The 14,302-nt window shown below is 50.3% G+C and carries 14 protein-coding genes; all 14 read left to right on the forward strand.

Going from position 1 to position 14,302, the window contains the following annotated elements:
* Positions 1–16: 16 nt before the first annotated feature.
* The 14 genes from ACYVRB_RS04600 (at position 17) to ACYVRB_RS04665 (ending at position 14,293) form a co-directional block, all read left to right on the forward strand.
* Positions 17–1,264, forward strand: coding sequence for a phage portal protein (locus ACYVRB_RS04600; RefSeq protein ID WP_461213862.1), 1,248 nt, complete (start codon positions 17–19; stop codon positions 1,262–1,264).
* Positions 1,242–1,943 carry a head maturation protease, ClpP-related gene (locus tag ACYVRB_RS04605; RefSeq protein ID WP_461213863.1) on the forward strand — a complete coding sequence of 234 codons (702 nt, stop codon included), beginning with the start codon at positions 1,242–1,244 and terminating at the stop codon, positions 1,941–1,943. Before ACYVRB_RS04600 ends, ACYVRB_RS04605 begins: the two co-directional genes overlap by 23 nt.
* Positions 1,940–3,172 (forward strand): phage major capsid protein, encoded by a 1,233-nt coding sequence (locus ACYVRB_RS04610; RefSeq protein ID WP_461213864.1) that lies wholly within the window; start codon positions 1,940–1,942, stop codon positions 3,170–3,172. The genes ACYVRB_RS04605 and ACYVRB_RS04610 overlap by 4 nt, the downstream gene beginning before the upstream one ends.
* 86 nt (positions 3,173–3,258) lie before the next feature.
* Positions 3,259–3,510 carry an Ig-like domain-containing protein gene (locus ACYVRB_RS04615; protein ID WP_461213947.1) on the forward strand — a complete coding sequence of 84 codons (252 nt, stop codon included), beginning with the start codon at positions 3,259–3,261 and terminating at the stop codon, positions 3,508–3,510.
* A 13-nt stretch (positions 3,511–3,523) separates the two neighbouring features.
* Positions 3,524–3,859 (forward strand): head-tail connector protein, encoded by a 336-nt coding sequence (locus tag ACYVRB_RS04620; RefSeq protein WP_461213865.1) that lies wholly within the window; start codon positions 3,524–3,526, stop codon positions 3,857–3,859.
* Positions 3,786–4,124, forward strand: a complete 339-nt coding sequence (locus ACYVRB_RS04625) for a phage head closure protein (RefSeq protein WP_461213866.1) — start codon at positions 3,786–3,788, stop codon at positions 4,122–4,124. The genes ACYVRB_RS04620 and ACYVRB_RS04625 overlap by 74 nt, the downstream gene beginning before the upstream one ends.
* Complete coding sequence (locus ACYVRB_RS04630; protein WP_461213867.1) at positions 4,108–4,446, forward strand: hypothetical protein; 339 nt, start codon at positions 4,108–4,110, stop codon at positions 4,444–4,446. The genes ACYVRB_RS04625 and ACYVRB_RS04630 overlap by 17 nt, the downstream gene beginning before the upstream one ends.
* Positions 4,439–4,810 (forward strand): HK97-gp10 family putative phage morphogenesis protein, encoded by a 372-nt coding sequence (locus tag ACYVRB_RS04635; RefSeq protein ID WP_461213868.1) that lies wholly within the window; start codon positions 4,439–4,441, stop codon positions 4,808–4,810. The genes ACYVRB_RS04630 and ACYVRB_RS04635 overlap by 8 nt, the downstream gene beginning before the upstream one ends.
* A gap of 12 nt (positions 4,811–4,822) precedes the next feature.
* A complete protein-coding gene (locus ACYVRB_RS04640) occupies positions 4,823–5,470 on the forward strand; it encodes a major tail protein (RefSeq protein WP_461213869.1) in 648 nt (215 codons plus the stop codon).
* A 20-nt stretch (positions 5,471–5,490) separates the two neighbouring features.
* Complete coding sequence (locus ACYVRB_RS04645) at positions 5,491–5,742, forward strand: Ig-like domain-containing protein (RefSeq protein ID WP_461213870.1); 252 nt, start codon at positions 5,491–5,493, stop codon at positions 5,740–5,742.
* 12 nt (positions 5,743–5,754) lie between these two features.
* Complete coding sequence (locus tag ACYVRB_RS04650) at positions 5,755–6,123, forward strand: hypothetical protein (RefSeq protein ID WP_461213871.1); 369 nt, start codon at positions 5,755–5,757, stop codon at positions 6,121–6,123.
* Positions 6,124–6,387: 264 nt separating this feature from the next.
* Positions 6,388–9,864 (forward strand): phage tail tape measure protein, encoded by a 3,477-nt coding sequence (locus tag ACYVRB_RS04655; protein ID WP_461213872.1) that lies wholly within the window; start codon positions 6,388–6,390, stop codon positions 9,862–9,864.
* A gap of 2 nt (positions 9,865–9,866) precedes the next feature.
* Positions 9,867–10,562, forward strand: a complete 696-nt coding sequence (locus ACYVRB_RS04660) for a phage tail protein (protein WP_461213873.1) — start codon at positions 9,867–9,869, stop codon at positions 10,560–10,562.
* Complete coding sequence (locus ACYVRB_RS04665) at positions 10,559–14,293, forward strand: phage tail spike protein (RefSeq protein ID WP_461213874.1); 3,735 nt, start codon at positions 10,559–10,561, stop codon at positions 14,291–14,293. The genes ACYVRB_RS04660 and ACYVRB_RS04665 overlap by 4 nt, the downstream gene beginning before the upstream one ends.
* Positions 14,294–14,302 lie beyond the last annotated feature (9 nt).

The following is a 14,302-nucleotide window of genomic DNA, read 5'->3' on the forward strand; positions in this document are numbered from 1 at the left end:
GAGAGGAGGTGAAACAATGGCTTTTTGGAACAATATTTTCCACCGAAAAAATCAAGCTGTGCCAGTCACAAGCCAGTACAAGCTGGTAACTGATATGGGCAACGGCTTTTTTGGCTGGAACGGTAAAGTGTATGAGAGTGATATCGTGCGATCAGCAATTGAGGTCAAAGCGACCACGATTGGTAAGGCGGTGGCCAAACACATCAGGTCTGGTACCGGTGACGCTTTTGCAGTCAACCCGGATCCATATATCGCGTTCCTCTTGAGTGACCCGAACCCGATTATGAGTGGTCAGATGCTGCAGGAGAAGATGATCACGCAGCTTGAGCTGAACAACAACGCATTTGCCTTTGTTCAGACAGATGGCAATGGTCTGCCAAATGCAATCTGGCCGATTGTGGCCACGAGTGTCGAGGCATTGCAGGACGATCAGGGTAACTTGTACCTCAAGTTCTACATGCCGAATGGGCAGATCTACACGTTCCCGTATACGCAGGTTATTCACCTGCGAAAGGACTACAACGCCAACGAAATTTTTGGTGAGAGCAATGGTCCCGTACTGGCACCGCTGATGGAGATTGTGTCGACCACCGATCAAGGCATTGTGAATGCAATCAAGAACTCAGCTGCTGTGCGTTGGTTACTGAAGTTCAACACCACACTGCGTCCAGAAGATATCGAGGCCAATACGAAGAAGTTCGTCAGCACGTATCTTAGTACATCTCAAAATGATGGCGGTATTGGTGCTGCTGGTGTTGATGCGAAGACTGACGCAACGCAGTTAGAGCCGCACGACTTTGTGCCTAATGAAAAGCAGAGTGCGGCCACAATTGACCGAATTTATTCGCTTTATCATGTCAGCAAGCCGATCATTCAAGCCAGCTATACCGAAAATCAGTGGATTAGCTGGTACGAGTCGCAGATTGAGCCTCCTATCCGACAGATGTCGGAGCAGTGGACGAGTCGCCTGTTTAATCGACGACAGCGTGCCTTTGGTAACTCAATCATTTTTGAGTCTAATGACCTGAGCTACGCGTCTATGCAGACTAAGCTTTCGCTGGTCAATCTTATGGACCGTGGTGCCATGTCGCCTAATGAAGTCCGCAGCTACTTCAATTTGTCGCCTGTTCCTGACGGTGACAAGATGCTGTTGCGCAAGGACACTGGCACGCTTGGCGACAGCGGCAGTAATCAGCAACCTAATCCGCAACCGAGCGACCCATCGAAGGGAGGTGATAATGATGACGACAGTGATCCCGATTAAAGGCGACATTGTGACCAACGAATATGGCTGGTTTTACGATCTGTTTGGTGATGACTATGCTTCACCAAGAATTGTCTCCGACTTAATCAATCAAGCCGATGGGGATGATCTCGAAGTAGAAATCAGTTCAGGCGGTGGCATTGTTGATGCCGGTGCTGAAATTTACACAATGTTGCGAGCTTACAAGGCTCCAGTCACCGTCAACGTGACAGCGGCTGCTTATTCAGCGGCATCGGTGATCGCCATGGCAGGGGATGTGGTACAGATTTCCCCAGTGGCCATGATGATGATCCATAACGTCTCTGGTGGTGCTCAAGGCGACTATCACGCGATGGACGATGCCAGCACAATGCTGAGAAAGTCCAATGATGCTCTGGCCAATGCCTACATGCAAAAGACTGGCAAGTCGCAGGACGAAATCCTCAAGCTGATGGACTCGACCTACTGGATTGGACCGCAAGAAGCTATTGATCAGGGCTTTGCTGACAAGATGATGTTTAGTGATGGCAAAGCCCCAGCAACGATGCAGATGACGGCCAGCATTGGTGGCCATATTCCATCGCTAGCAACCCTCAACAAATTTAAGAAATACCGAGAGCCAACTGCTGACGAAAAGTCGCGGCTGGCTCTTTTAGATGCCGAAATTCAGCTTCTCAATTTGAAAGGAGAAACACTATGAACAAAGAACAATACCTAGCAAAGCGCAAGGCTTTGATGGACAAAGCTAACGCCGCGCTTAAGGACGGCAAGGCCGAAGATGCGACCAAGATTGCTGCTGACGTTAAGGAACTGGATAGCAAGTGGGAAAATATCGCTAAGGCGCAGGCTGACCTGAATGCGTTGAATAACGCTGCGCCAGTCAATCTGGCGACGGGTACTGTTGCAACAACCAACCTGACTCCAGTGCAGACAGCTAAGCCCATTGACACCAATAAGCCTGCCAACAACGCACCCAGCTACCAGCACGCATGGGCCAAGTTGATGCTTGGTGGCGCCCTGAACAGCGCTGAGCAATCGATCTTTGACGAGACCAATGCGCGGCTGAACGCTGGCGAAGGTTTCACCCATCAAACGGGGAATACGCCGACGTTGATTCCTAACACCGTGGTTGCTGGCATCTGGAAGATTGCCGAAGAACAGTATCCACTGTTTGCTGATGCCAAGAAGTACAACGTTCGCGGCACTTTGACCATCAACAAGCATGACGGCATTGTTTCTGGTGATGCTCAGTGGGTCGACGAGAACACGCAAGCCACTGACGAACAAAACACATTCAGCCAACTTGTGTTGAAGGGCTTCGAGCTGAACAAGGTGGCTACCGTCTCCTGGAAGATGAAGTCCATGGGCGAAGAAGACTTTGTCAGCTTCTTGACTCAAGAACTTGGCGATCGTCTTGGTGTAGCTTTGGGCACTGCTATCCATTCTGGTGATGGGAAGGCTTCTCCATTGGGCGTTGAGACTGCGCTTAAGGCAGAAGATGGCACACCACAAGTCACAACCTACACCGACCAGATCAAATACACCGACCTCACGAGTGCCTTCGCACGGATCCACTCCAGCTTTGCTGGCAAGGCTGTAATCTATGCTAATTCCAAGACCATCTGGAACCAGTTGGCAAATATCGTCGATGGCCAAGGCCGTCCATTGTTTGTCCCAAATTTGAACGCAGGCGGTGTTGGTAACATCTTGGGCATTGTGGTCAAGCCTGATGCTGGTGCAGCTGATGGGGATGTTTTGATTGCTGATGCACCAGACACTTTGGTCGTAAACATCAACCAAGCGCTCACCGTTGCCATGGAAGATCACGTTAAGGGTCGCACTACTGATTATGGCGCTTACGCGATTGCTGATGCCGGTCTGCTGACCACGAAAGGCGCTGTGCTTCTGACTGCGGCCCCAAAAGCGTAACGCCACCGACCGACACCGGTGACGACACCGGTGCTGGTCAGGGTGGCGACACACCAACGCAACCAGCCGCTAAGCCTGCGACTGGCATCAAGTTCCAAGGTACGATGAGCCTTAAGGTCGGGGACGCGAAGAAGCCAACACTGTCCGCTGATCCGGCTGATGCTGACAATGTAGCAGCAGTCGTAGCCGCTACGACATACAAGTCCAGCGACGAGACAGTTGCTACTGTCGCCGCTGACGGTACCATCACAGCCGTCAAAGAGGGCACGGCGACAATCACGGCGACATCTGGCACCTTCACCGGCGACTGCAAGGTCACCGTTGCCGCTGCCGCTTAAGGAGGTGGCTTAGATGGCTGATCAACCAACGGGCGAAACGGACTTGCTGGATAAGCTTAAAGCTCATATCAGACTAGAGGAAGACATGGATCCGTCTATGCTTCCTTTTTATTTGACCGCTGCGGATCGTTACGTGATCAAAAAGATTGGCCACTCCGAGGAGTATTTGCAGGTCATGGTGGCGACGGTGATGTATGACAACCGTTCAGCCAGTGATCTGTTAGCCGCTGCGCTTGAGTCCTTGGAACCCATCTTTTATCTGGAGGTGTTGACTAATGGCAACGAAGCAACCACTAACCAATCAACTGCGGTGGGTGGCCAAACTGCTCAGCCTGCAGTCAACGGTTGATGCTGACGACAGGCCAGTGCAGAAGTGGGTCGAAAAGCGCTCACTCTACTACGCCGATATTGGTATCACTGCGACTGAAAAGTATTTAGCTCAGCAATCTAAGCAAGACGTTGTGCTGCGCGTCATGATCCGACGTGACACGTCGATCACACAAGCTGGTAACCGGATCCGCATCAAGGGCGTCGATTACAAGATCACTCGGATCTATGAGATTCCGGGAGACCAAACGATGGAGGTGAGTCTCGACTATGTTGATCACATTTGACGAGTTCAAGGCGCACTTGAAGTCGCTTGGCCGACCTGTGTACAGAGATACTGCCCCAAAAGATGCCGGTTATCCCTACTGGGTTTATTCATTCACACACACGAGTCGTGTCGTCGCCAGCGGTGGGGCACAGCACACGCTTTGTCAGTACCAGGTAAGTTTATTCACGACAGGCACAGAACGCGAAATACGGCCATTTATGGCTGAATTTGGAGACGTTCCTTTTCGGGACTTTGCGGGCCAACCGGGCAGCCCAACCGCTGAGAACGATACGGTGATCACAAACTTTTACACCTACATCGAGGTGATAGCTGATGAGTAGTCAGAACGGATTCGAGATGATCTCCAAACAACTGACGGCGATGAACGTCTCTGAAAAGGTTGGCATGGAAGGTCTGGCTAACGCAGCGAAGGCCTATGCCGATAAGTTGACGCCGGTTTTGCCAAGTGATCCCAACGCGCCACTGGCCAAAGAATATGGCAGTCTCAAGGACCAGCTCAGAGTGGTCAATAAAGAAGATCATGTGCAAGTTACTTTTGGGGATGCATTCTGGTGGTTGTTTTTGGAACACGGCACAGCCAGCGGCATCAGGCCGTACAACTTTGTGCATAACACATTTGAAACGAACAAAGACGAACTGAAGCGGCTCATGGTTGCACCAACCATGGCGGCGCTGAAAAAATAGGAGGTATTACACATGGTAGAACCAACATCTACAACGCCATCTAAAGCGGGAGATGTCTTGCTGGAACTAACGGTGGGAGATCTGTTTTTCGCAATGAAGACGACTAACGAAACAGCAAGTTCGGAACCAGAATACTCTACCGAAATTGCCCGGATCTCAAACATTAAGAAGATTGCCTTTAAAGGCAATGGCAAGTCCACTGATATTTACGCCAGCGGTAAGAAGTTTGGGACGATCACTCAAGAGACAAATATCGAAGTCACACACACGCATATCGGTATGCCCGTGGAAGTGCTTGATCAAATGAAAGGTGTCGCTGCCGAGCATGGCGTCGAGTTTGGCACCACAGACGCTAAGCAAATGCCTGAATTTGCCATTGGGTTTGATACGCTGCTCTCCAATGGCCAGCATGATGGTATTTGGCTCACCTCTTGCACGCTTTACCCAGCGATGAACGACTCTCATGAGACTTCCGAAGATGCGTTCAAGGAAGTCAATCCAGAAATTGTCTACAACGCTGGTGGCTTGCGGAACTCTGGTGTTTACTACGCACGCTATAACTCGGCTCGCGACAGTGCTGACATGTCGATCGATGACTTCTTCAAGCAAGTGATCTACTCCAAAGAACAGCTGGAGGAAGTTGCTTCCCCAAAACCGTGACCCCGGTAGCAGTAACCGGGGTGACAGCTGATCCGACGACTGTATCTGTTGAAGTCGGTAAGACAGTCAAGGTGGCCGCCAAGGTAGCACCAGACGATGCTGCCGAAAAATCGGTAACGTACAAGTCGAGTGATGATACTAAGGCGACGGTAGCTGCAGACGGGACAATAACTGGTGTAGCTGCGGGTAGCGCGACGATTACCATCACCACCAAAGATGGTGGTAAGACCGCCACATGTGCAGTTACCGTGACGCCCCCAGCGGCAGGTTAGAGAGGATAAACCATGGCAAGACTATCGGAACTGGTTAAATTAAGAGAAACGACGTACCTCACGATTCAAGGCGTGAAAGTTCCTGCAATGTTTACGTTTGATTCCATCAATGCAATCGAATCTGCGTATGGCCAAGGGTACAAAAAGTTTGAGCGGGACCTGAATGCGATGATGAAGTATCATACCATCAATATTCGCGATAAAAAGGTCCAACACCTAGTCTGGTCGCTCGTATACGGCTTACTGATTGGAGGCGGCACTGAATGCACTTACCAAGAAATGAATCTGGCAGTGCCGTTTTCTCAAATTCCACAGGTCATCAAGGAGGCAATGGACATTCTGAATGCGCAGGACTTCCAACTTGACGATATAAAAAAATAACGACGCCGCAACAGGAGGAGGCCCAGACGGATGATGAATATCCCTGGGCCTTCTATTTGTTTGTGGCCCAATCGCTACTTTGCATCGACCTGGAGCACTTTCTGAAGATGACGCCAAATTTGTGGATGAAACAGTATTTGTTCTGGATCCAGGCGAACAATCCAGATGCACTACGAAAGTCGGCAACTGCACCGAAGCTTGAGCGAAAGCAAGTCACGCTCGACCAGATCCCGTTCTTTAACTAATCAGAAAGGAGGAAAAAATATGGCAGATGAAGCACAAAACGTTGTTCTTGATTTTAAGATGAATGGCCAAGTGGCATTTGCCAACACTGTCAAGGACATTAACACCATCATGAACACGGCGGCTAAAGAATTCCGGGCGCAGATCTCAGCGATGGACGAAAATGCCAGTTCGTCACAGCGACTGGTTGCAGAACAGCAAAAGTTGCAGATCCAGTCAGAAGCTGCGGCCAAACGTACGCAGATGCTTACCGCTCAACTGCAGGCGATGCAGGAGAAGGGACAAACATCGGGCACTGCCTTTGATCGCCTGGTTGGTAAGGTAGCTGATGCTCAACGTGTTGAGACCAATCTCAAGACAGCGCTGGCTGGTGTCAATCAGCAGTTGACCGAGCACGGCGCTAAGGCCAACGATGCGAAGGACAGGCTGAACGGTCTCCAGTCTGAGGAAGGTGAACTTGATCAGAAGATGAAGTTAGCTGTTTCTTCAGCCAAACTTGAGACCGCTCAACTAGGCGGTAGTGCCACTGCTGCAGAAAAAAATGAAGTAGCTCATCGCCAGCTAGGCACCCAAATGGGCATTGCTCAGCAGAAGGTCGAGAACCTAAAACAACAGCTGCAGCAAACTAAAACCGCATATGGCGAGAACTCAACACAAGCTAACAACATGCGCATCAAGCTGAATGACGCTGAAACAAGTATGGCCAACCTTGGTAACAAAATGGAGACACTTGGTCAGAAGGCTAGCACCACTGATGACAAACTGGACCAGATTGCGCGGAACACCTTTGCTGACAAATTGCAAAATATCGGTAATGGCCTGCAGTCGGCTGGTCAAGGCATCATGAATTTCAACAGTAAGGCACAGGAAGCCTGGTCAGAGACAGATGATGCTGTAGATAATTTGACCAGCAAGACGGGTGCGCTTGGTCCGGCAGCTGATCAGTTAGGTGAGTCATTTGAGCGTGTCGAGCGGTCAATGGCTGGATCACAGATGGATTCCATGGACTTGTCTAATACCATGGCGGCCTTGAAGTCACAGTTTGACCTCTCTGGCAAAGCGTTGGAAACAACCTCTGAACAAGTTGCTAAATTCAGCGCGATCACCGGGCAAAGCGGGACTGATGCCGTCAACGCCTTGCACACTTCAATGGCTCAATTCAACGTTACCGGCAAGCAAATGCCCGCAGTCTTGGACTCTCTTGCCAAGGGTGCACAAACCTCTGGCATGAATGTCGATGACCTGGAGTCTTCAGTTGCCGCCGCATATCCTGTCTTCTCGCAGTTGCACATTGGGCTGCAGCAAGGCATTGGAATTATTGCCAGTTGGGCTAAGGGCGGGGTTGATGCTGAGACTGCGCTCAAAGGCATGTCTAAGGCATCGACGGTCTATGCCAAGGAAAACAAGACACTCAGTCAAGGCATCACTGAGACTTTTAATGCTATTAAGAACGCCAAAACACCAACTGATGCTTTGAACGCAGGCGTTGAAGCTTTTGGGACCAGATCTGCGCCAAAGATGGTTGCTGCTATTCAAAGCGGCAAGATTTCACTAGACAGTTTGAAGCAATCCGCTTCGGACTCTGGTGGTACCGTATCCAAGTCGTTTGCTCAGACGCTCGACCCGGTTGATAAAGCTAAGCAAGCTCAAAAAGAATTTGAGCAAACAATGGCTAAACTTGGGGGAACAATTCAGACGACGTTGTTGCCGGTGATCAAGGCGTTGCTTCCAATTGTTCAAGGCATCGGGACTGCATTTTCCAAAGCACCAGAACCAGTTAAGACACTGACAGTTGCAATTGGTGCAATTGTTGTAGCACTTGGTCTTTTTGCGCCAGTTATCACCATGATTGCAACTGTCTTGCCAATGATAGGAGCGGCTGCTACTGATGCTGGTGGTGGTATGGCGCTGTTGACGGGTACAATCCTACCAATTGTCGCTGTAATTGCCGGTGTTATTGCTGCCATTACGGCTGTGATCCTCGTAATCAAGAACTGGGGGGCTATCGTTACCTGGCTGAAAGGCGTTTGGAGCGGGATTTCGTCGTTCTTTAGCAACTTGTGGGCCAGTGTCAAACAGATATTCACCACAGTCGTGAATGCTATCGGTGCATATTTGCAGACCGAGTGGACAGTTATCGTCAATGTTGTGAAAACCGTCTGGCAAGGAGTCTCAACTTTCTTTGCTGGTCTGTGGAACGGGATTAAGAACATCTTCACAACGGTAGTTACTGCGATCGGTGCATATTTACAACCAGCTTTCACAGCGATATCTACAGCCATCAAGGCAGTTTGGAATGGCATCAAGACTTTCTTCAGCGCCATTTGGGAAGGCATTAAAACTGTCTTCACAGTCGCTATCACAGCGATTGCCGTCATTATCGGCACCTATATGGAAGTGTGGAAGACTATAACCACGACAGCGATGAACCTGATTAAGACTGTGGTCACGACGGCCTGGAACGCCATCAAAGCATTCTTTGGTCCAATTCTCGCGGCTATCGGTAATGTAATCAAGTCGGCGTGGAATGGGATTAAAACAGTCACAACGGCCGTCTTCAATGCTGTGAAGTCATTTATTGTCAATGTCTGGAACGCGATTGAGAACTTCTTGCGACCACTTCTGCTTGCAATAAAGTCTGTCGTAACTAGCGCTTGGAATGGGATTAAGTCGGTGACATCATCGGTCTTTAACGCTGTGAAATCATTCATCACATCGGTTTGGAATGCAATTAAGAACGCCGTTTCATCAGCGGTTAACGCAATCAAATCGGTGGTGACCTCTGTCTGGAATGCGATTAAATCCGCAATTTCGTCAGTCATGAATGGAATTAAGTCGGTTGTTTCCTCGGCGTGGAATGCAATCAAGTCCGTTACCTCATCCGTTTTCAATTCGATTAGATCGGTCGCTTCATCAGTATGGAATAGTATCAAGTCTGTCGTATCTGGTGCGGTCAACGGCGTTAGGTCTGCTGTATCTAGTGCATGGAATGCGGTCAGGTCTGTGACGTCAAGTGTCTGGAATGGCATCAAGAATGCAATCTCAGGACCGATCAATGCGGCAAAGAATGCCGTTGGGAGTGCAATCAACGCCATCAAGGGCTTCTTCAATTTCTCGATTCACTGGCCGCACATCCCGATGCCACATTTTGGTATCAGTCCAAGCGGGTGGCATGTAGGCGATCTCTTAAAAGGATCCATTCCCCATCTGTCTGTTGACTGGTACGCCCAAGGCGGCATTATGACGCAACCGACGATGTTTGGCATGGACGGCGCTCGCGCACAAGTTGGCGGTGAAGCTGGACCAGAGGGAGTAATCCCTCTGAATGAGGACACTTGGAACAAGATGGGTGCTGCAATTGCCGCTCACATGCCGACGGGTGGGCCAATCGTGTTGCAAGTTGATGGCCGTACCTTTGCAACAATCACCGGTCCGTATACGTCGGACTATCTGCAACAACAAGACGCAACACAAAACTTTAGTTATGGGAGGCGATAGGAATGGTTGACTTGATTATTGACGGCAAAGCGCTGGGCGAATCAGTGCCGGGCACTTATCTGACAAGCAAGCCGCCTATTCCAGCCGCCGCTCGTGATGTGAAGACGACTGATGTGCCTGGACGCAAAAATGGTTCGCTGACGCAAAAGCTTGGTTGGAAAGACACTAGCTGGTCGCCAACCCTGCAACTAGTCGACGTTAAAAACATCAATGACGCCTGGCGAAAAACCAAGGCAATTTTGCAAAGTGCCACAAAGCTTGCTTTTAGTGATGACACCGGATTCTACTACGTGGTGAAGTCATGCACGCCTGGTGAGCTAACCATTGACACGACCGATGTGATTGGCACGTATAAGCCGACCTTTGTTCTAGATCCACTTGAGTACCAGGACACGCTGGCGCAGACCTTCACCGCTAACTTCGATTTGAACAACCCTGGCAGTGAGTCCTCCGACCCACTACTTGTGGTTTCTGGATCCGGTACGGTGAAGCTGTCTGTCAACACCGATGAGTTCTCTATCGACTCAGTAACGGCAGACGTGACAATTGACTGCATGACGCACACGGTGACGATGGGCGGCAAAGACGTCACAAGCTCAACTAAAGGCGACTTTCCACAGTTCAAGCCAGGCGTTAATCATGTCGTCCTGACTGGAGCGACGAAGGTCGTTGTTACTCCTAGGTGGTGTTATGTATGACAGATACGATCGAACTTTATCCACGTGATCAGACAGATTTTAGCCACCATGGCCATGTTCTGGACGATGTCAGCAATGACGTGGTCACGTGGCAACTGAACACCAAGTTCACGCTGACATTCGACTATCCGATGATGAGCAAGTACGCCACTGATCTCGTCGCTGATAACATCGTGCGGGTCCCGGTGCCAGGTGGTGCCACAGCGTTCCGCATCAAGACGGTGGTGAAGTCCATGGGCCTGCTGAGCATCACTGCTTATCAAGTATTTTGGGACCTCAACGACAACTTTTTGGCGGACACGAACGTTGTTGAAAAGGACGGTCAGGCAGCGCTCGACCAGATCATGACGGGTGCCAACTACGATACCGGCTTTAAGGTTATGTCGAGTATCGGCAACACGGCGAGTGCCCGTCTAGTACGCATGAGTGTGATCAACGCTCTGATTGGCACCGACGACAACACTTTCCTCAATCGCTGGGGCGGTGAATTTGACTGGCAGGACTTCAGTTTTTCCGTCAATCCACGCATCGGCAAGGATCGCGGCGTGCGGTTTGAGTACGCCCACAACTTGCTCGGCTACACGGCGACAAAGGACAGCACGAGCATCATTACGCGACTGCTTCCAGAAGGTTATAACGGGTTGTTGCTACCTGAGCTGTACGTCGATAGCCCGCTGATCGGCAACTATCGCAAGCCTAAAGTCGGTACGATTACCTATAGCGACATCAAGGCGATCGATGAGACACAGGCGACTGGCGACCAAGATGGCGCTGTACCGGTAGATGATGCTTACAAGCTTTTACGTGACGCTGCAGCCAAAGAATTCAGTGATAACCACATCGACCAGGCTAACTGGACCTACAAGCTCAACGTCGTGCTGCTCGAAAATACGGAGGAATACAAATCACTCGGCGTTGTGTCCCAGGTGCTGCCTGGTGACACGGTGCACGTCAAGCACACGCAAGACGACATCGACGTCGAGGCACGGCTCACGGCTTACACTTGGCAGCCGACTGCTAAGCAGTATCTCACCCAAACGTACGACAGCACGTCTCGCCCAGATGTGGCGTACAGCTCACTGAGTAGCCAAGTATCTGCGCTTACTAACCAAGTACAGATCATCGATAAGGTGACGATTGCGAAGGCTGCTAATGGCCTCAACTCCATCACTTGGTCTGACCAATCACCGGTCAACCTTGGTCTCGATGGCAAAGAAGGGGATGTCGCTTATCAGACCACCGCCAGCGGGACCCACATGTGGATCTACCACGATGGCGCTTGGCACGACGAAGCATCTGATGCGACTGGGACGCAGATCCAGAAGCAGGTCGACACCAAGCTAGGCGAGATGACAGCGACCATGACTCAGGCCGCCGCTGACCTAGCCACGGCCAAGAAAAACGTCGCTGACCTAGACGGCAAGTTAGCCGCCAACGAAAAGACACAGGCCGACCTGACTAAGCAGCTCGCTGACAACACGGCGGCACAGGCAACACTCTCACAGACCATTGCTGACAACACCAAGCTCATCACGACAAACAAGTCTGATGTGGATGCGGCACTGGCGACAGTCGACTCGACGCTTAAGCAAGCGACTGCTGACACGGCGGCGGCAGCCAAACAGGCCAACGATGCAGTGGCCAATGCCAATTCAGCACTGGCGACGGCAAGCAGTGTACAGAGTGGGCTGGATAACCTCTCTGTCGGTGGTACAAATCTGTTGCCGGACAGCCTTACAATGCAGAGCTGGATATGGGAGGGTGATACAAGCACTCACATATTGCTTAATGCAAATCCAGAATTTCCCTATTCAGGGGCGAAAATGCAGCAACTATCTGCTTATCCTTGGGATTCAATGTCACCGGATGCAACCACGGTAAAATTGGTTAAAGGCCAGAGCTATGTATACAGCGGGTACGTTCGGAGTGCTTCACCAGGTGATTCTACTATTGAGGCATATTATTCAGCAGGCAATACACAATACAATGCTCAAGTTATCGCAACAAATCAGTTTGCATTTACTGAGTCGTGGCAGCGGGTTGCATTTACTTTCATCAGTACAGTGGATGGGCCGGTAACTATCCGTTTTGAATCATCTGACTATACTGCCGTTGGTGGCGCAATATTTATTGCCCTTGAAAAGTTAGAAACTGGGACCGTACCTTCTGATTGGTCACCAGCGCCAGCAGATGCTACAACTTATACGGATATCCAAATCACTAAACTGCAAGGCCTCATTGATGAGCGCGTCATGGTCGACGGTAAAATAGCGGCCGCGTTGAGCCTGTCTGCTGATGGCGGCGGGACAGTCACAATCCAAGGTGCAAGCCTTTATGTCACGGCTGCTAGTCACTTTGACGATGCGTCTATCCAGTCAGCGGCTATTGCTAACCTCGATGCGGCAAAAATCACATCTGGTTCAATCACCGCTGACCGTCTCGCGACGACTAAGCTCAACGCTGACAATATCACCAGCGGGAGTATAGCGGCGGATCTTATCGCTACCACAGCTTTGAGTGCCACTAACATCATATCTGGCACGCTTGATGTTGGTAAGTTGACAGTCAAAAACTTATCTGCCGACATGATCGCGTCGGGTACGATCGACGCGTCGAAGATCACGGTCAAAAATTTATCTGCGTCGAACATTATTGGAGGCGAACTCGATGCCGGCTTAGTCAATGTTAAAAATATCAACGCCTCTAACATCATAACGGGCACTTTAAACGCTGGTTTACTCAACGTCATTGGGCTGAACGCTAGTGCGATTTCGGCTGGCACGATTACAGGCGCTAACCTAGCGATCAACCTCAATACGGGCACGGTTACTTTTCAGTCTGGACGGATTCACTCAACCACAGACAATATCGATATTAATGTCGATAAGGGCTACATGTCAGTTGCCGACTCGACCAATCGTGTGCTACTCAAGGGCGGTCAAATCCAGTTTATCCAGCCAACGCTGTTTGATACGCAGACATCGCCATATCTGTCTATTTCAAACAAGGGCGTTGGGTCCAACTGGGCCGGTGCCACGATTATCGGCCGAGATAGTATCATGCTTGCGAATTCAGCAAACGTCGGCTCTGACATATTTACGTGGGAGCTTGGTAAGAATACTTTCAGCGGACTGATAAGTGGTAAGAACGCAAACGGTACGTGGGAACCAACGATTTTAGGTGGCGCTGAACGTGGCGTTGTCATTGTTGGTGGCTCACCTGATGATGGTACGGTTTCAAGCTCTCCATTTATTCGTGTTGGAGCATCAATGGACGGACAATCTGCTTGGAGTTGCATTTATATGCGTGCATCATATATCATCGCACCAGCAATATATTCCAAAACTACTGGTGGCTCTAGTAACGTTGTTGTTATTAATGATGGATCTCTTCGTAGATCAACGTCTGCGTCTAAGTACAAGACCATGATTGAACGGTCACGGTCGACTAGTATGGCAGAGGCTTTGATATCATTGCCGACAGCCCACTGGTTGGATAAAGCCGAGTTGTCTCACTACGCAAGTGGCGAGCAAAAACAAGCACCGACACCATACTTTGGCATGATTGCCGAGGACTTAGCGGCGGCAGGGCTTGAAGACTTAGTCGTCCGTGGCGATGATGGCGAGCTTGAAGGGATTAACTACGATCGGATAGCACCCGCTTTGTTACCATTACTCGCACAGATGAAACAGGAAATTGAAGAACTCAAGTCAGCGGCTAAGTCCGCATAGGAGAAAAAT

The sequence above is a fragment of the Lacticaseibacillus boliensis genome, assembly GCF_054784775.1.